The following is a 16,897-nucleotide window of genomic DNA, read 5'->3' on the forward strand; positions in this document are numbered from 1 at the left end:
GCACTTCATTCTGGAGAATCAGCGCGTATAAAAATATTTAAATTCTATCTAATTTTTCTCTGATAACCTCTAACAAGTCTTCTTTTTTCATGACTTTATACCCTATTAATGGTTTTCTAAACTTTCCTATAACAATTATTCTATCGGGATCTTCTTCTGGTTTTGAATTAAATAATCTTACTTTATAATAGCCTTTCTTTCTGCCCATATAGATGTAAGCAAACTTAGCTTTTTTGCTGCTCATATTTTGTCGCCCTATGTTTATTATCAAATAAACGTTTTTAAGCTGTTCGTATTTAAAAACAAAATTATTTTATATTAAGAAGTTTTCAGTCTACTCTATTTATGATTATAGTATCTATAATAAATAAAGCTCATTATAAATGACAAAGTAAATAGCAACCCTCGCCCCTCTAGAGGGCGAGTAGTATTTTTAAAGTTTTTTGCAAAAACTGTAAGGTGTGCAAGGAAGCCCATAGTGGGCGTATTAAAAGATGAAAGCAGCAAACCACAAAGTTATTATCCCCCTAAGGGAACCCTCGCCCTTCAGGCGGGAAGGAGATCAGTATCTCAAGAGTTATGTTAATTAGTACTATTTATTTGCACCTCATATAATCATTCCTCTATGGAGTTAATTTTAATTTCTTTTTCAATATAATAGTTAATATTTTCTTTAGCATATATATTATGTTTTAACTTATAAAAAGGCTATCTTTGAGGTTTAGTTATTTATTTAAAAAATATTATTAAAAATGAGTTAAAGCTTTAAAAACATTTACTGAAGTGAAATCTTCTTCAATTGATTAGATATTCTCTCGTACATCATAATAACATCTCTTGATAGGCTTGGCGGCACTTTCTTTAATGCTAATTCAAAGTGTTTAAATTCAACGGGAGATACCTCTAATTTTTCTCTTAATTTTATCATAACAGCCTCTCTTACTACAGCTGCTATGTCAGCTCCTGTATAGCCTTCAGTCATTGAAGCAAGCTTTTCTATAGACACATCGTTTGCTAGTGGGACTTTCTTTAAATGTATCTTAAATATTTGTTTTCTTGACTCAAGATCAGGTGGAGGCACATATATAAGTCTATCAAATCTTCCAGGCCTTAATAAAGCAGGATCAATTATATCGGGTCTGTTTGTAGCTGCTATTACTACAACATTAGACAGAGGTATTATGCCGTCTAATTCTGTTAATAATTGGTTAACTATTCTATCAGTCACACCAGTTGTATCGCTCTTAAATCCTCTTGCTGGAGCAATTGAATCTATTTCATCAAAAAATACAACTGTTGGAGCTACTTCTCTTGCTCTTTCAAATATTTTTCTGACAGCTTTTTCGCTTTCACCTACCCATTTACTTAATACTTCTGGCCCTCTAACTGTTATGAAGTTAGCTCCGCTTTCTGTTGCAACTGCTTTTGCTAATAATGTCTTACCAGTTCCTGGAGGACCATATAATAAAATACCTTTTGGAGGCTCTATGCCCATATCACTAAATACCTTTGGATATTTCATAGGCCATTCAACGGATTCTTTTAATTCTTGTTTAACATTATCTAATCCACCTATATCTTCCCAATGAACTTCTGGAACTTCTACGAAAATCTCCCTTATTAAAGATGGTCTTATTGATTTCATAGCATCTAAGAAGTGTTTCATGGACACTTCTAAGTTCTTTAGTATATCAGGTTTTATCGTTTCATTCTTAGATAAATCGACTTTTCCACTTGCCATAAATTCCCTTAACGCCGACATTGCAGCCTCTTTTACTAAAGCTGCTAAGTCTGCACCAGTATAACCGTTGGTTAATTCCGCTATTTTTTCTAACTGAACATCCTTAGATAAAGGAACATTTCTCGTATGTACCTTTAAAATTTCTATTCTTGCTCTCTTATCAGGAGGCCTTATCTCTATTTCTCTATCAAACCTGCCGGGTCTTCTTAAAGCCGGATCTACATCATCTGGTCTATTAGTTGCCCCTATAACTATGACTCTACCTCTTTCTTGCATACCATCCATTAGCGTTAATAATTGGGCAACTACCCTTTTCTCAACTTCCCCTGTTACTTCTTCTCTTTTAGGAGCTACCGCATCTATTTCATCGATAAATATTATAGATGGTGCATTATCTTGAGCTTCTTTAAATACCTCCCTTAGCCTCTCTTCACTTTCTCCGTAAAACTTACTCATGATTTCAGGACCATTTATTGTTGCAAAGTATGCTCCTATCTCATTAGCTAGTGCTTTTGCTAATAATGTCTTACCAGTTCCTGGAGGACCATATAATAAAATACCTTTTGGAGGCTCTATGCCAAGTCTCTTAAAGACCTCTGGATGTCTCATAGGCAATTCTGCTATTTCCCTAATTTTTTCCTTAGCTTCTTCTAAATCCCCTATATCTTCCCATGTTACCCTTGTTGTTCTATGCACCGGAAACTCATTTTCCTTTACTGGTTCTTTTCTTAATTCTACGACAGTCTTATCTGTTACATACACATTATCAACTGGTTTAGTTTGAACTACAACTAAAGGTATTTCGCCCTGAACTAAAACAAGCTCTCCTTGAGTTAATGGCTTCCTGATGAATTCTTCTTTTATATCAGAAGGAGATAGATAAAAATCTATAGTAAAGGGTTCTGTTTTTTCTAATGGTGCAAACACAATTTTTTCAGCAGGTTTAACATTATCTGCTTTTTCTACATCGACGTAATCTCCAACACTAACTCCTAAAGACCATCTTAAATAACCATCCATTCTTATTATACCTGTATCTTCATCTTCGGAATGCAATGGCCAAACAACTGCTATTACTTGGCTTTTTTGACTCTTGACTTTAACAAAATCTCCTGTTTCTATACCTAATTTTTTCATAGTAGCTTGGTCTACTCTTACAATTTTTCTTCCAGGAGTGTCAGATCTGTACGCCTCTGATACTAGTAATGAAACACTTTCAGGCATTTGTGTCACCGAATTTCTATTAACTCTAAAGGTTATAAATATCTATATATTCCATATTTCTATATATGTTTAACCAATTAACAAAACCCAGATTATATATTTTAATGGACTCAAAATAATTAATTTTTATGCAATAAATATAATCAACTAATATTTAATTCTTCAATTAGTTCTGCATAAGTCTTTTTTACTATATCGCCGTTTATGTTTAACTCATTTATTGTCTCTTTTATATCATCAACAGATTTTCTATTTGATTCTATCTCTATAAAACATCCTAAGCTATCTACTTTATCTAAAGTAACTAATACTTCCTTAAAGCTATAATACTTCCTAAATTTAGTTACATAAATCCCAGGACTAAATCCTAGCTTCTCAAACAAAGCAATGGGATCATTATCTACTTTTACTTTAAGTTCTTCCCTGGATTTTACTAATTCTTCTTCCTTTGACCTATTACCTTTATATGTTATTGTTTCAGGATGGCCATTAACATATCTTATTCTGAGAGCTTCATCTTTTAACTTTAAATCTTTACAGGGATGATTTAAGTACAAGTCTTTTTCTTCTCTTGAATCTAGAAACTTAGCTCCTTTCTCAATTAATTCTTTTTCTATTTTTGATAATTCATCACAATTTACCTTTACTTTTATCTCCACTTCTAAGTTTTCTTTGCTCAAACATTCCATCCAAAATTAAATATGAAAATTAACAATAAAAAATTTATCTAAGTTATTATTAGTTTAAAAATTACAAAAAACTAAAAACATATAGAAATCCTAGCGAAAACAGAAATTTTAAATTATACCAATGAACTTTTCCTATAGATTTATAACATAAAATTATGAACTTAACTCTCATAAAATTATGAACTTAACTCTTTTAATATTTCTTTTGAAACTTCATCTATTAATCCTTGACCTGCTGGAGCTAGTTTTCTTCCTTTACCAGGTATTGTAGTTACTAATCCTGCTTGCTCTAATTGTTGTAGTGCTTTTCTAATTATACTACCTGAACCTTTTCTGAAATGAGGAGGCCTGGTTCCATTTCTTTTCTTACCTCCATATATGGTTTTTAGAGTTCCTATTCCTAATGGCTCTTCAGCTATGCTTATTTTCCTTAATAAAGATGCAACTCTAGTATACCACCAGTCTTCATTAGCAGGAGGCAATTCATTATATACTCCAGTCTTCATATACATAGCCCATGAAGGAATTTCTATTTTCTGCATCTTTTTTAGCCTTTCAGCTAGCTTTTCTATGAGCTTATCTGCTGGAACTTCTTTGGCTGTGACCATTTTTATACCCCTCTAGTTCCTGCAATATCCTGGATATATAAGAGTTTTTGAATCTTAACCACTTTCTTTGTTTATAAAAACTCTTTTCATGCATAAAATTACTTAACTAGAATAAACTAGATTTATAATAGTTTTTATTATCGCTTTTAATTTTCTAAAGAATAGGGCCCGTAGTCTAGGTGGTTAGGACGCCGCCCTCACACGGCGGAGGTCGCCGGTTCGAGCCCGGCCGGGCCCATCTCGATCTATATATTTTAGGACTTTTAATGGGGATAATTATTTATAAGCATATATTATTGTAAAGAAGCAACAAGGTTTGATAATTATGCCTAAAATTTAGAAAAATAATCTAATATTTATTCATATTTATAGGCTTTAAATATTCATTAAAATTAACGAATGTAATAGAACTAAAAGGTGCAATAGATTTGTCGAAAAACACAGAAAATACTGAAACAATTACGATAGAAATGCCTTGTGAAATAGCAGCAAAGCTAGTAATCCCATCTATAAGAGCTTCAATTGCTTACGTATTGGTTAATGATTTTAAACTTTCAAAATATACAGCTGCAAGAATGCTTGGATTGACTCCCGCTGCAATAAACAATTATATTAGTGGCAAAAGAGGGGATAGATACATGAAAATATTAATTGAAGATGAAAGATACTTAAATAAAGTAAAAGAAGCTGCAAAATTAATATTAAATTTCCAAGGAAGATCTGAGGAAGAGATCGATGATTTTATGAGAAAATATCAACAAGCTATGTGCGGTATTTGCAGCGAAGTAAATGAAGTTGCTCATAAACATGGATGCCCGTATAAACATTAGTTAATTAGTTAATAAAACAAATATTATTTAAAGCAACAACTTTCATTTCTAATATACAAAAACTTATTGTTTTATGTGAAATAATAACATAAAACAAACTGTTAATTTGAACAACAAAATTTGTGGGCTATCGATAGAAAATTTAAAGATAAAAATATCTATTTATTAAAAAGAAAATCATATAAATTATAACAATAATAAATTTTATTTAGAAAAGGGGAAGTTAAATGGAGAAAAACTCAGTAGATATCTTCTTTGAGCCTAAAAGTGTGGCAATAATTGGTGCATCACCAAAAAAAGAAAATATGGGAAGAATAATTTTAGATAGTATGCAAAGAAACTACAAAGGAAAAATATACATTGTGAATCCTAATTATAGCGAAATACAAGGTATAAAATCATTTAAATCCATATTAGATATAGAAGATGAAATAGATGTCGCTATAATAGCTGTTGATGCTAGCAAAGTACCAGATATAATGGTTGATGCAGGTAAAAAGAATGTAAAAGGGGTCATAATAGTTAGCGGCGGATTTGCAGAAACTGACACACAACAAGGCAAGGAATTACAAGATAAAATCACAGATATTGGAAAAAAGTTTAATATGAGAATTATTGGCCCTAATTGTATAGGAGTATATAATTCTTTTACTGGCGTTGATACATTCTTCTTACCTTATGAAAGAATGAGAAGACCTAAGAGAGGGCCTATATCAATTATAAGTCAAAGCGGTGCACTACTAGCAACTTTAATGGATTGGGCAGCATCTAAAAACATCGCTATAGGTAAAGCTATAAATTTCGGAAACAAAGCGGATGTAGACGAAATAGAATCATTAGAATATTTAGGCAAAGATAATGAAACAAGAGTCATATTAATGTACATTGAAGGAATTACACCTGGAAAAGGTTATGATTTTATTGAAACAGCAAGAAGTGTTACATCTATTTATGGAAAGCCAATAATTTTAATTAAAGGTGGAAAGACCTCTAAAGGAGCTGGAGCTGCCAAAAGCCATACAGCATCTTTAGCGGGCTCTTATGAAATATTTAAATCAGTTTCTAAACAGGCAAATATAATATTGGCAGATGATTTAGAAGAATTATTTGATATAGCAAGAGTAATGTCTTATAATTTAATACCATCGGGAAATAGAGTTGGCATAATAACTAATTCTGGAGGCCATGGAGTCATAGCTGCTGATACCTTAATAGAAAATGGTTTATTGGTACCAGAAATTTCAGACACGCTAAAAGAAAAATTTAAGAGAATTTTCCCATCTCGAGTATCAATACATAATCCAATAGATTTTACGGGAGATGCTAAGCCAAATCATTATAGAGAGGTCCTAGAACTTCTAGCTGATAATAATGAAGCAGATATGTTTTTAATAATAGCTTTAGTACAACCTCAAACAATGGACTTATCTATAGCAGACGTAATTTTTGAATTTTCACAGAAACATTTTGATAAACCTATAGCTGTAGTAACTATTGGAGCGGAAGAAGGAGAAAGATTGAGAGCTATTTTAGAGGAAAAAGGTGTTCCCGTATTTGAATTTCCCGATAGAGCGTCAAAAGCGTTAGCTAAATTATATCAATGCAAAAGATGCTCATCAAAAAGATTTGAAAGTTGCAGCAGAGTTTATTTGAAAAAAGAATCAATAGATGAAGCTAAAAGAATAATTGAAAATGCTATAAATCAAGGGAGGAATAAACTTCTTGAGCACGAAGCCTTAGAATTACTAAATTCTATAGGGATAAAAACCGCAAATTATTGTGTTATAGAAAATTATGACCAAATAGAATCATGTCTTAGCAAGATAAATTTCCCAATCGCTTTGAAAATTGTCAGTGAAGATATAATACATAAGTCAGATGTAGGAGGTGTTCTACTAAATATAAGTAATGAAGAAGAACTTACAGAAAGCTATAAAAACATTATTAAAAACATTAGAAACAGGCTCCCCCAAGCTAAGATTAGAGGGGTAATGATTCAGGAAATGATAAAACAGGGGAACGAAATAATTATTGGGGGAAAAAGGGATGAAGGATTTGGCCCTGTAGTGATCTTTGGGCTTGGAGGAATATATACTGAAATACTAGGTGATGTATCTATGAGGATATCACCAATAACAGATTGCGATGCTAAAGAAATGATAGATGAAATTAAAAGCGTAAAAATTTTAGAGGGCTACAGAGGCCTAGAACCTGTTGACAAAAGGAAGCTGGCTGAGGCCATAATGAGGGTTGGAGAGCTTATGCTCACAATCCCAGAAATATCTGAGATGGATATAAACCCTCTTATAGCCTCTAGCCTAGGTGCTCAGGCTGTAGATGCTAGGGTAATATTGAAGAGGTGATATGATTGGTAGATTCAGATCAAAGTCAGCAAAGCTCTCAGCAACAAAGTAAGACACCAGTTGATGAAGGAACATTTTTAAAGCGTATAGATGAAATAAGAGATAAGATTTTAGATGTAAAGAATCAAAGGAGACAACTAATTGAAGAGATAAAAAGTCTTAGAGATAAAAGAAGAAAATTAATTGAAGAGAAGAAACAGTTAATAGAAAGATTTAAAACTTTAAGAGAGCAAAGGAAAAAGCTTTTAGACGAACTCGTCAAAGTAAAACAAGATAGAGATAACGTAAGCAAGGAATTTAAAACAAAGTTGGATCAATTAAAAGAGGCTCATAATATAACTCAAAAAGAAGGAGATGTTGCAAAGTTAAGCCTAAGAAAAATACAAAAAAGGATGGAAGAACTTGAGTGGAGACAGCAAACAAGTGTTTTAACGCCAGAAGAAGAAAAGAGATTAGTTGAAGAAATAGATAGACTTGAAGAATTAGCAGAAAGAGTGAGAAAAGCTAGAAAAGAAGAAGTTTCTATACTTGAATTAGAAGCTGATGTAAAAGGCCTAAAATTAAAGCTATCAGAGCTGATAAATAAGGTTAAAGAGTTGAGAGAAAATGCAGGAAGGCTTAAAGCAGAAATATCTTCTCTTAATCCAAAAATAGACGAATATAACAAAAATATAGATAACTTAGGAAATGAAATACAACAAAAAAGCCAGGAAGCAGAAAATCTTACAAAGCAACTAGATGCATTATACCAAGAATATAGAGATCTAATGGTTAAACTCAAAGAAATGAAGCTCGCAAAACAGCGTGGTATTGAAGTAAACATACTAGAACAAAAGAGAAAAGAAATAGAAGAAAAGCAAAAGAAAGGTGAAGCGTTAACTTTAGATGAGCTAAGAATATTATATGGAGATTTAGATAGTATTTAACAAGGAAATGATAAAAGGAATATATTATGAATTTATATCATTTTTATGTAATTATAGATATAGTATGCCGCTAGGAATCCTTTATAACAAAGAGCCATTATTTTACGTATATAAAGCAACAAAAATGGCCAAACTATTAAGCAAAGAGTCACAAAACAGGATTTATCTTCTTTCACCTTACGATCCTGTTCTTTTTTTGGATAGTTTAGAGCATAGAATTGAAAACAATATAAGCTATGATAATGGTTGCCCTAAATTAGACGAAAGCATTGGAATTTGGTATAATTGCGATGCAATATACAAAAAGGAATTTAATGATAAACTTGAATTCTATTGTAGTAATCTTTTAAAACTAAAAGGAGATGCTGTACCATATAATCGAAGCTATGGCTGTATAGTAGAGTTGTTGGTCTTGTTAACAAAAGTTCAAGCAGGCATTAAAGAACCTTGGTTTTTAACTTATGCAAATGGCTTAAAATGGTGTGTGGAAAGATCATCAAATAAGGATGAAAGATATGCAAAAGCTTCAGACCATATATTGCAATTGCTTAAGAAATATTATGGAGAAAGCTAATAAAATAATTAATGGATATACTGATATTGTTGAGCCTATTTTAAAATATCCTAGGCATAGAGAACTCGAATCTTCTATGGAGATTTTATCTCAAATTTGTGATGACTCTTTCTGCAAAAATTTATATAAATTATATGAAAAAATAAACAATAATAGAGTATGTATAGTTGGTCCTGGGAAAATTAATAATAATTTAAAAGATTGTGAAATAATAGCCGGACCTGAAGGTGGGCTCATAAATCTATACAGTTTAGGTAAAAAAATGTTATTTGTTACAACCGATTTAGACTCTTCTCAAAAAATAATTGGAAATTTGAATTTTCTAAGCGATATAAAATTTGTACATATACATGGAGATAATTTAACAAGAGTAAAAATAACAAATGCATATTTTGATAATGTTATATATACTACGCAAATACTTACACCTTATTGTGCTATACCTATAGGCTCTTTTACGGATGGAGACAGAGCAATCGCGTTATCTATGATATTTAATGCATCAGAAATCTATGTTTACGGATTTAATTTTAAAAAAGCTATATGCCCTCATAAAGATTATTGCTTTCCAGATTATAAAAACATAAAAATAAAATTAGCTGAAAAAATTTTAACTTTCGTATCAAAAAAATTAAATTATTCCATAAAACGCTATAATGAATATTTTATTTTCCAAAGATCTTTTTGATTTTTACAAATAATCTTTCTTAACCTTTTTATTGCTTTAAACCAAAAATTTTGCACTAAATAGAGGGTATTTTATTTCTTAACAAAACCTAAGCATATATATCTTTAAATATACTTAAAATAATTGAGGCAAAAATGTATAAGTCAAAAATGAAAGGATTTAAAGAATTAATGAAGGTTGAAGATGCTCTTAAGTTATTATTTGAAAATATAATTCCGCCAAAAATAGAATCAGAGGAAATATATGTAGAGGAAAGCATAGGAAAGATATCTTATGAGGATATTATATCTCAAGTTGATATACCACCATTTAATAGAAGTGCGGTAGATGGATATGCTGTCATTTCATCTGACACTGTTGGGGCATCTATAACAAATCCTATATCATTAAAAATTGTAGGTGAAATAAAAGCGGGCGATAATCCAGAAAACATAAAAAATATAAACAAAGGAGAAGCTGTAATAATTTATACAGGAGCACCTTTGCCTAAGGGTTCTGATGCAGTGGTCATGGCAGAAGACGCTACATATAAAGGAGACTTAGTAGAGATAAACAAAGCTGTTGCCCCTTATCAAAATGTATCTAAAATAGGAGAGGATTTTAGCAAAGGTAAAATTATAGTAAAGAAAAATACCATAATAAAACCATGGCACATAGGTGCTATTGTATCAGCTGGCATAAAAAAGATAATAGTACAAAAGCCTTTAAATGTAGCAATATTATCAACAGGGAACGAAATAGCAGAACCAAACGAAGATTCCAAAGGAAAAATTATAAATAGTACAAAACCTTTGCTCAAATCAATGATTATGTCATTTGGATGCAAACCAATAGATTTTGGTACTGTTAATGATGATATAGAAACAATAAAAGAAAAAATAGAGTTAGCGTCAAGAGTTTCAGATTTAATAATAACTACTGGAGGAACTAGCGTTGGAAACTATGATCTTGTTACAGATGCTATTTTAAAGATTAACGGATCTAAAATTTTGTTTAATGGTGTTAGGATGAGACCAGGCAAGCCTACAAGTGGAGCAGTAATTAATGGAAAGCCGATAATAATGTTATCAGGTTTCCCTGTTGCAGCAGTTACTGCATTTTATGCCTTTATTTTCCCAACAATTAACTTTATGAGAAATACAAGCGAAGAAATAGAACCTAAGATTAAAGGAAAAATAACAAGAAGGGTTGCTAATATAGCCGGAGTCAAGACATACCTCAGAGTAAAAGTTAGAAAGGAGAAAAATGAAATATATGTAGATCCTTTAGCTGTAACTGCATCTGGAGTTTTATCAACACTAACAGAAGCCAACGGTTTGCTAATCATTCCAGAAAACGTTGAAGGATATGATGAAGATGATGAAGTCGAAGTAATGTTGATTTGATATAAATGAATAACAAGTTTCGTTCTTTAAGGTAGCAAGGAGATCAGTTCCATCAGCTAACACTAAAGCCCTATCCTTATAAGCGGGGTAGTTTACTACTATTTCAATTTTCTACATAATTCTATTAAAACATCGTGAGGAGCATTACTTCTAAATCCTACGTCAGAAAATGTCGATTTATAAGATTTATAACCAATTTCCTCCAAAGATGATATGAATTTCGTTAAAGAAGGCATATTGGTCTTCTGGTTTTGGCAAATTGTATCAAGTCTCTGATGGAAGTACTGTTGTATTTTCATTTCGTCTAAATATGTTTTAATAAACTTTTCACTTCTCATAAAAGACTCTATATAAGAAAAATTGCTCAATTTATTTAGCAATTCTTCTATAAACTTTATATCACCTATTTCTCCAACCCATATTGGGCCTAAACAGTTGGAATCGTGACAATCCATTATTAATCCGTTTTCATATTTAAAATACCCAATGTTTTTGTTTAGCATCTCCTCTGATCTCTTAGCTCCCCTATCAATAAGCAAGTAGACTCTTGCATAATGATCTACACTATACGACATAAGGGGTTTAATTACTTTATCGTAAGATGCCGAAACGTATGCAATAAAGGCAAGCAAAACTCTAATCGCAATCTCCCTATAGTGCTTTGTATTAATCAAGTTTACTCTATACTTTCTTTTAGCAGCCATATATTTAGATCCACCTAAAACGGCTAAATCTGTAGCAGTTAATGCTAAAAGAGTTCCTTTTGAGGCTATAGAAATAGAGGTGTCTATAAAAGGTAAAACGCTACCAAATGGATCTAAATCTATTATATTTATTGGCTGACCTTGCTCATACTTTAGGGACCTCATTAGGGCATTTGCTTCCCTATTATAGGCCTCTATATTTTTCAATCTGTTTAGCTCAATGTTCTTCACCATAATATTATAAGAATTTTTGTCTATATCATTTATTATAACTTTAGATAAATTATTTAATTCTAAAGAGTATCTTATACCTCTTACTCCTGTTGCTGATAAAGGATCTATTGCAACTAGTTCTTTACCAGGCCAATACATATTAATAAAAGAATTTAAAGCAATTATTGATAAATCCCTATTAAATACCATAACTGGGTTATAAAAAACTGATAAATGAGATGGTTCTATAATGCCTTCTGATATTTTTGCTTTTCTAGTATCTGGAACATATATTAGAGCTTTTCCTTCTCTAAGCACAGATAGCTCCATTTCTTATCATCTTTGCATATTGATCTATTTTGTTTATATATTCATACCTATTATCAACTGTTAATTCAATAATTTCTCCTTTATTTAACAAATTGTACAGATCGGGTCTTATCCATTTTAACTTGAAATAAAAAGTAGCAATAAAAGGCTTATCATCTTCTAAGATTGGCTTCATATGCTCTTCAAAACCTTTTACTTTTAATTCCATGAGTCCTATTTCATCTATAATAATTACATCAGAATTTCTTATGCTATTATCTAAAACATTTAAAATAAAATCAAAGGCTTCTTCATTTAAATAATAGCTTCCTATTTTTATTTTACCAAAATAATTTCTCGATGCTAATACTACCTGTTTTCCGCTATAAAAATCTTCAACTAAAAAACCAACTCTAAATTTACCTTCTCTAATCTCAGGTGTTATGAATCCCCCAACTTTACATCCATATTCTTTTAGCTTGTTAGCTATTGATAATGCTAATGTGCTTTTACCAACTCCAGGTCTACCAGTAATTGAAATTGAGGCCTTTTTTACATGCTCTTTCTCTTTATTTATTCCCAAAACTATCCCTAAGTAACTCTATAAATTCTTCAAGCGTTAAAGCTTTAGCCTTTTCTAATTCTAACTCTTTTATTAAACTCTTTTCGTTACTTATAACAAAGGACTTAGAATTTGTTGTATCACTTAGCTTCTCAAGGTTTTGGGCTTTGGCTGATAGAGCTTGAGCCCCTTCTTTTCCATGTCTAACTATTATTAATAATCTATTACCTTGTTTATCTTTTGCCCCTATATCTAGCACAGTTCTCTTAGCATGATAAGTTATAAATCCTAGATCTTTTAATTCGTTTGAAATTATTTTTTCTTCTAATACATCAACAGGTTGATCTTCAACTTCTATTTTTTCTAAATATTCTTTACTAAAGATATTTATAGGCTGAAGTATCTCTTCTCCAAATATATTAACAAGTTTTTCACCTAAGTCTACAGAAGGTTCTATAGTTCCTCTTTCATATTCATAGACAGACCTTCTAGAAACATGAAGAATAGAAGCTACTTCACCTAGGCTCATGTTCCTACTTATTCTCTTTTCTCTTAGCTTTTCTGGATTTATTTTTACCTTAAAACTTTCTTTATCTTGAAATATATATACATCATTATTTTCCAATGCGGATATTAAAGTTTCAAGCTTCACAGCTTTAGCTCCATTTTTCTCATAAACGACTCCGTCCACCATTAAAATACCTCTATTTTTTTCAGTTATTATAATAGATGGTATTCCAAGTCTTAAAGATAAACCTAGAAGTTCAGCTATTTCTCCTTTAGGAATTTCTTCTAAATCATGAGCTACCTTAATTAACAAAAACCTATCATTATTTAATTTAACAGCCAGATCAATACTTCTTCTATTAATACTCCTTGGATAGTCTATTACCTCTATATACTCGGACTTATTATAGAGCTCTGCAATTACTTTATACAAAAAATCTTTTGTTTTCCTTTCTGACATCTGTTTTCCTCCATTATTATCATTTGATACGCTTCTTTTATCCAAAAGTAATTAGATACAAATTAGCATTTAAATATTTTTATTATTATAATTATTTTATAATTTATAAAACACTAATATAATTTTATATTAAAAATTAATATTCTATAGAAACCCCAGCATAAGCCTCTGGCTCTTTTTTACCGTAATAATCTAGCCCTTCATCCATGTTATTAATAGACTCGTTGCTTATATTTGCCAATACAAGCGAAACAACCTTATTAACAATGCTATCTACGTCCTCTGATTTGTCTATTACTAACTCATTCTTACCAATTCTTATTTTGGGCATCTCATTAAAGGTGTTTAATAAGTTAAAATAATTTATTACCTCTACAAAAACTGTAGTTGAATAATCATGCCTTAATATATCAGCAGCTTTGAAAGCAACTTTAACCGAAGTATCATCGTCGAACATTCCTGACGAAATAACCACTATAGTGTTCAACCTGACCCCCTACCCCGAATCTATCCTATTATCACTGAATGTAATACGTATGTTAGCAGATATATATGGAATAGCCTAGTATAACCAAAATTACCAAAATAAATTGTTTAAGTAAAGGTTATATACGAGATAATGAATAGAAATACTAAAAACGTTATGTAAACATAAAATCGTTTCAATAAATGCTCAACATTTAAACGTAGCATGTAACATATTTCAAAAAAATTTTTAAAATATTTATATTAAGAGGTTTAGCAAATTATTGTACTTGCCGTCCAATAGATCCAGTCCATAACCGTAATGCACTTTTTGATAGTTCTTTCTAAATTCCTTAACTTCTTCTCTTATTTTACTTGTATCCTCCTTTTTGATGGCAACTTTTTCCATAAATTCAGCTATTTGATCCATTTCGTCTTCCTTCATGCCAAATCTAGTCATTTCTTGAACTCCTATTCTCAAACCGCTTGGATTTTGGACTGCATCTGGAGGATCATGAGGCAAAAGATTTTTATTCAATATAATGTTACTATCCTCAAGCATTCTTGCTATTTTAGCGCCTCCACCTTGTGATGATACATCGACAAGCACTTGATGACTCATAGTATAACCCATATGCTCTCCTATAACCTTAAAACCTCTTTCTGCTAAAGCCTCTGCAAGCTTCTTAGCGTTTTTTGTAATTTGTTTTGCATAGGTCTCTCCAAATTCTATCATCTCAAGTGATGTAATAGCTGTAGCAGGGAGTCTATGGAGATGATGATTACTCAAAAACCATGGAAATATTGTTTTACCAACCTCTTTATATAAATCCTTATCTTTAAATGCAACAACACCACCTTGTGGCCCTGGGAAGGTTTTATGAGTTGATGCAGTCATTACGTCAGCCCCATAATCTAATGGATTTCTCCAAGCGTTACCAACAATTAATCCTAATACATGAGCCGCATCATAAACAAGCTTTCCATTAACAGAATGAATAGCATTTGATATTTCCTTTACAGGATGTGGGAACAAGTAAACACTCCCCCCTAGAACTGCAAACTTGGGCTTAATTTGTTCTATAACTTTTAATGCCTTATCTACATCTACGTTCATTTTTTCCTCATCATATGGCAATTCTATTTGTTTTATACTGAGCGCTCCTAATGTACCAAACTTAGTATGGCTTACATGGGCTCCAGCTTGAACTGGAGCTATAACTGCTTGATCACCAGGATTTGCTAAGACTCTGAAAACTGACGCATTGGCTATAGTACCGCTTATTGGCCTTATATCAACCATATCAGTATGTAATAATTTTCCCATAAATTCATTAGACATAACTTCTAGTTCATCAGAATATTTTGTACCCTGATAATATCTTTTGAAAGGTTTTCCTTCTGCATATCTATTCATAAAATCGCTGACGTAGACTGCTAAAGCTAAAGGGCTCATAATATTTTCACTTGCTATTAAATTTATTGTTTGCTTAACTCTCCAAATATTTTGAGAATTAGTTAATTCCAAAATTTTATTTATAGATTCCATGTCCATAATTCTCGCCATTTATAATTTACTTATATAAAGATTAAAAATTTTTCATTGATACTGAAAATAATTTGAAAGTTTCTGAGATCTTAAGCTTAATATTTTATTAGATAAAATAGAGCTACTTAAAGGACTTAAGCATTAGCCGCTATTTACAGCAAAAAAGCTATCAATATTTTTATTGAAAACTTTTCAATTATATGCGAATTGAAAAAATTAAATATAAGATTAAAAATTTTAACCTAGAAAGTAAAAATTAGTAAACTAGGTGGAAAAAATGTCAAACGATTCGAAAACGAGTAAGGCTATGGCAAGATTAATTAAGAATGTAACCGTGCATACACTATGGATCTATGTACTAGCTATATTAGCAAGGGGAGCAACATATCCTTATCAAGTCAAGAAAAAAATTAAAGAAATGTTTCACTTTAATCCTCCTACAGTTACCCTATATACTGTAATGTATCGTTTAGAAAAAGAAGGATTGATAAGAAAGGCAGAAAATGGATCCTATGAAATAACAGAGGACGGAAAGGCAGCTCTTAAAAAAGCGTCTGATACTTTAAGAAATTTAAGTGAAACTCTTGATCATATATGATATAATTTGTATAAATTATAATTAAAATTTTTAAAGTAAAAATATTTTAGAGTTCAAAAGAAAAAGCAAATATTCTTTAACTGATAAAATTAAATGGGAAATTAAAATGGAAGATAGCATAAATGTCAATGAAAAAGATTTGGTAGAAACAGAAATAAATTATAAAGGTTCTAAAATTATAGCTTATAAGTTAAGAGGAACATCTATACTTGTTTGCCCAATTTGTAAGCTATCCTATTTTTATAGTGAAGCTGATTTAATTAATCACATAATTGCACATGCGAAAGGATTTATAGAGAAAAGAAGAGGAACTCCTACAAGGATTTATAGAAAAAAAGAAGAATATTGAAATCTATATTTCTATATGAATCGATATTTAGTTGCCGTCGTCAACAGTTTCCGATAAACCGTGAAGTTTATATACTTTGTATGTGAATTTAATTATGGTACTGAACGATGCTGAGGCCTAAGGAAGTATGCCAACGCTTAGGAATATCATACC

The 16,897-nt window shown here is 31.2% G+C and carries 17 protein-coding genes and 1 tRNA gene; 9 read left to right on the plus strand and 9 right to left on the minus strand.

What is annotated here, in order from left to right; genetic code table 11:
- Positions 1–37: 37 nt before the first annotated feature.
- The 4 genes from ACP5GV_RS01090 to ACP5GV_RS01105 all read right to left on the minus strand — a co-directional run bounded on the left by ACP5GV_RS01090 (position 38) and on the right by ACP5GV_RS01105 (position 4,262).
- Positions 38–244 (minus strand): DUF5622 domain-containing protein, encoded by a 207-nt coding sequence (locus tag ACP5GV_RS01090; protein ID WP_428067944.1) that lies wholly within the window; start codon positions 242–244, stop codon positions 38–40.
- Positions 245–775: 531 nt separating this feature from the next.
- Positions 776–2,965 (minus strand): CDC48 family AAA ATPase, encoded by a 2,190-nt coding sequence (locus tag ACP5GV_RS01095; RefSeq protein ID WP_428067942.1) that lies wholly within the window; start codon positions 2,963–2,965, stop codon positions 776–778.
- A 143-nt stretch (positions 2,966–3,108) separates the two neighbouring features.
- The gene (cyaB, locus tag ACP5GV_RS01100) at positions 3,109–3,645 is read right to left on the minus strand and encodes a class IV adenylate cyclase (protein ID WP_428067940.1); all 537 of its coding nucleotides are present in this window, start codon (positions 3,643–3,645) and stop codon (positions 3,109–3,111) included.
- Positions 3,646–3,830: 185 nt separating this feature from the next.
- Entirely contained in the window at positions 3,831–4,262 is a 432-nt protein-coding gene (locus ACP5GV_RS01105) for a 30S ribosomal protein S19e (RefSeq protein WP_428067938.1), read from the minus strand.
- Between the two features lie 164 nt (positions 4,263–4,426).
- Here ACP5GV_RS01105 and ACP5GV_RS01110 point away from each other — a divergent pair.
- From ACP5GV_RS01110 to ACP5GV_RS01140, 7 genes are all read left to right on the plus strand, one after another.
- Positions 4,427–4,500: transfer RNA gene (locus tag ACP5GV_RS01110), tRNA-Val, on the plus strand.
- Between the two features lie 190 nt (positions 4,501–4,690).
- Complete coding sequence (locus ACP5GV_RS01115) at positions 4,691–5,092, plus strand: transcriptional regulator (RefSeq protein WP_292320953.1); 402 nt, start codon at positions 4,691–4,693, stop codon at positions 5,090–5,092.
- 227 nt (positions 5,093–5,319) lie between these two features.
- Positions 5,320–7,455 (plus strand): acetate--CoA ligase family protein, encoded by a 2,136-nt coding sequence (locus ACP5GV_RS01120; protein ID WP_428101817.1) that lies wholly within the window; start codon positions 5,320–5,322, stop codon positions 7,453–7,455.
- Positions 7,456–7,460: 5 nt separating this feature from the next.
- On the plus strand, positions 7,461–8,381 hold the full coding sequence (locus ACP5GV_RS01125; RefSeq protein WP_428067933.1) for a coiled-coil protein: 921 nt from the start codon (positions 7,461–7,463) through the stop codon (positions 8,379–8,381).
- A 64-nt stretch (positions 8,382–8,445) separates the two neighbouring features.
- Positions 8,446–8,955, plus strand: a complete 510-nt coding sequence (locus tag ACP5GV_RS01130) for a hypothetical protein (protein ID WP_428101819.1) — start codon at positions 8,446–8,448, stop codon at positions 8,953–8,955.
- A complete protein-coding gene (locus ACP5GV_RS01135; protein ID WP_428067930.1) occupies positions 8,942–9,643 on the plus strand; it encodes a hypothetical protein in 702 nt (233 codons plus the stop codon). Before ACP5GV_RS01130 ends, ACP5GV_RS01135 begins: the two co-directional genes overlap by 14 nt.
- Positions 9,644–9,777: 134 nt before the next feature.
- Positions 9,778–11,028 (plus strand): molybdopterin molybdotransferase MoeA, encoded by a 1,251-nt coding sequence (locus tag ACP5GV_RS01140; RefSeq protein WP_428067928.1) that lies wholly within the window; start codon positions 9,778–9,780, stop codon positions 11,026–11,028.
- A gap of 98 nt (positions 11,029–11,126) precedes the next feature.
- On the opposite strand, the gene ACP5GV_RS01145 is transcribed toward ACP5GV_RS01140, so the two are convergent.
- The 5 genes from ACP5GV_RS01145 to glyA form a co-directional block, all read right to left on the minus strand.
- Positions 11,127–12,275 (minus strand): hypothetical protein, encoded by a 1,149-nt coding sequence (locus ACP5GV_RS01145; RefSeq protein WP_428067927.1) that lies wholly within the window; start codon positions 12,273–12,275, stop codon positions 11,127–11,129.
- A complete protein-coding gene (locus ACP5GV_RS01150) occupies positions 12,256–12,837 on the minus strand; it encodes a nucleoside-triphosphatase (RefSeq protein ID WP_428101822.1) in 582 nt (193 codons plus the stop codon). The genes ACP5GV_RS01145 and ACP5GV_RS01150 overlap by 20 nt, the downstream gene beginning before the upstream one ends.
- Positions 12,824–13,828, minus strand: a complete 1,005-nt coding sequence (locus tag ACP5GV_RS01155) for a transcriptional regulator (protein ID WP_428067923.1) — start codon at positions 13,826–13,828, stop codon at positions 12,824–12,826. The genes ACP5GV_RS01150 and ACP5GV_RS01155 overlap by 14 nt, the downstream gene beginning before the upstream one ends.
- 91 nt (positions 13,829–13,919) lie before the next feature.
- The gene (locus tag ACP5GV_RS01160; protein WP_428101824.1) at positions 13,920–14,270 is read right to left on the minus strand and encodes a hypothetical protein; all 351 of its coding nucleotides are present in this window, start codon (positions 14,268–14,270) and stop codon (positions 13,920–13,922) included.
- 237 nt (positions 14,271–14,507) lie between these two features.
- Positions 14,508–15,803, minus strand: coding sequence for a serine hydroxymethyltransferase (gene glyA, locus ACP5GV_RS01165; protein WP_428101830.1), 1,296 nt, complete (start codon positions 15,801–15,803; stop codon positions 14,508–14,510).
- A gap of 271 nt (positions 15,804–16,074) precedes the next feature.
- Here glyA and ACP5GV_RS01170 point away from each other — a divergent pair, with 271 nt between their 5' ends.
- Both ACP5GV_RS01170 and ACP5GV_RS01175 read left to right on the plus strand, forming a co-directional pair.
- Positions 16,075–16,395, plus strand: coding sequence for a PadR family transcriptional regulator (locus ACP5GV_RS01170; RefSeq protein ID WP_428067920.1), 321 nt, complete (start codon positions 16,075–16,077; stop codon positions 16,393–16,395).
- 106 nt (positions 16,396–16,501) lie between these two features.
- Positions 16,502–16,744 carry a hypothetical protein gene (locus tag ACP5GV_RS01175; RefSeq protein WP_428067918.1) on the plus strand — a complete coding sequence of 81 codons (243 nt, stop codon included), beginning with the start codon at positions 16,502–16,504 and terminating at the stop codon, positions 16,742–16,744.
- Positions 16,745–16,897 lie beyond the last annotated feature (153 nt).

It is taken from the genome of Caldisphaera sp., from assembly GCF_049974385.1.
Lineage (GTDB): Archaea > Thermoproteota > Thermoprotei_A > Sulfolobales > Acidilobaceae > Caldisphaera.

Bases quoted from the DNA above. Each gene is read 5' to 3' on its own strand.
- ACP5GV_RS01090 (WP_428067944.1), bottom strand. From the start codon at position 244: ATGAGCAGCAAAAAAGCTAAGTTTGCTTACATCTATATGGGCAGAAAG.
- ACP5GV_RS01105 (WP_428067938.1), bottom strand. From the start codon at position 4,262: ATGGTCACAGCCAAAGAAGTTCCAGCAGATAAGCTCATAGAAAAGCTA.
- ACP5GV_RS01120 (WP_428101817.1), top strand. From the start codon at position 5,320: ATGGAGAAAAACTCAGTAGATATCTTCTTTGAGCCTAAAAGTGTGGCA.
- ACP5GV_RS01140 (WP_428067928.1), top strand. From the start codon at position 9,778: ATGTATAAGTCAAAAATGAAAGGATTTAAAGAATTAATGAAGGTTGAA.
- ACP5GV_RS01130 (WP_428101819.1), top strand. From the start codon at position 8,446: ATGCCGCTAGGAATCCTTTATAACAAAGAGCCATTATTTTACGTATAT.
- ACP5GV_RS01095 (WP_428067942.1), bottom strand. From the start codon at position 2,965: ATGCCTGAAAGTGTTTCATTACTAGTATCAGAGGCGTACAGATCTGAC.
- ACP5GV_RS01135 (WP_428067930.1), top strand. From the start codon at position 8,942: ATGGAGAAAGCTAATAAAATAATTAATGGATATACTGATATTGTTGAG.
- ACP5GV_RS01170 (WP_428067920.1), top strand. From the start codon at position 16,075: ATGTCAAACGATTCGAAAACGAGTAAGGCTATGGCAAGATTAATTAAG.
- ACP5GV_RS01175 (WP_428067918.1), top strand. From the start codon at position 16,502: ATGGAAGATAGCATAAATGTCAATGAAAAAGATTTGGTAGAAACAGAA.
- ACP5GV_RS01145 (WP_428067927.1), bottom strand. From the start codon at position 12,275: ATGGAGCTATCTGTGCTTAGAGAAGGAAAAGCTCTAATATATGTTCCA.
- glyA (WP_428101830.1), bottom strand. From the start codon at position 15,803: ATGGACATGGAATCTATAAATAAAATTTTGGAATTAACTAATTCTCAA.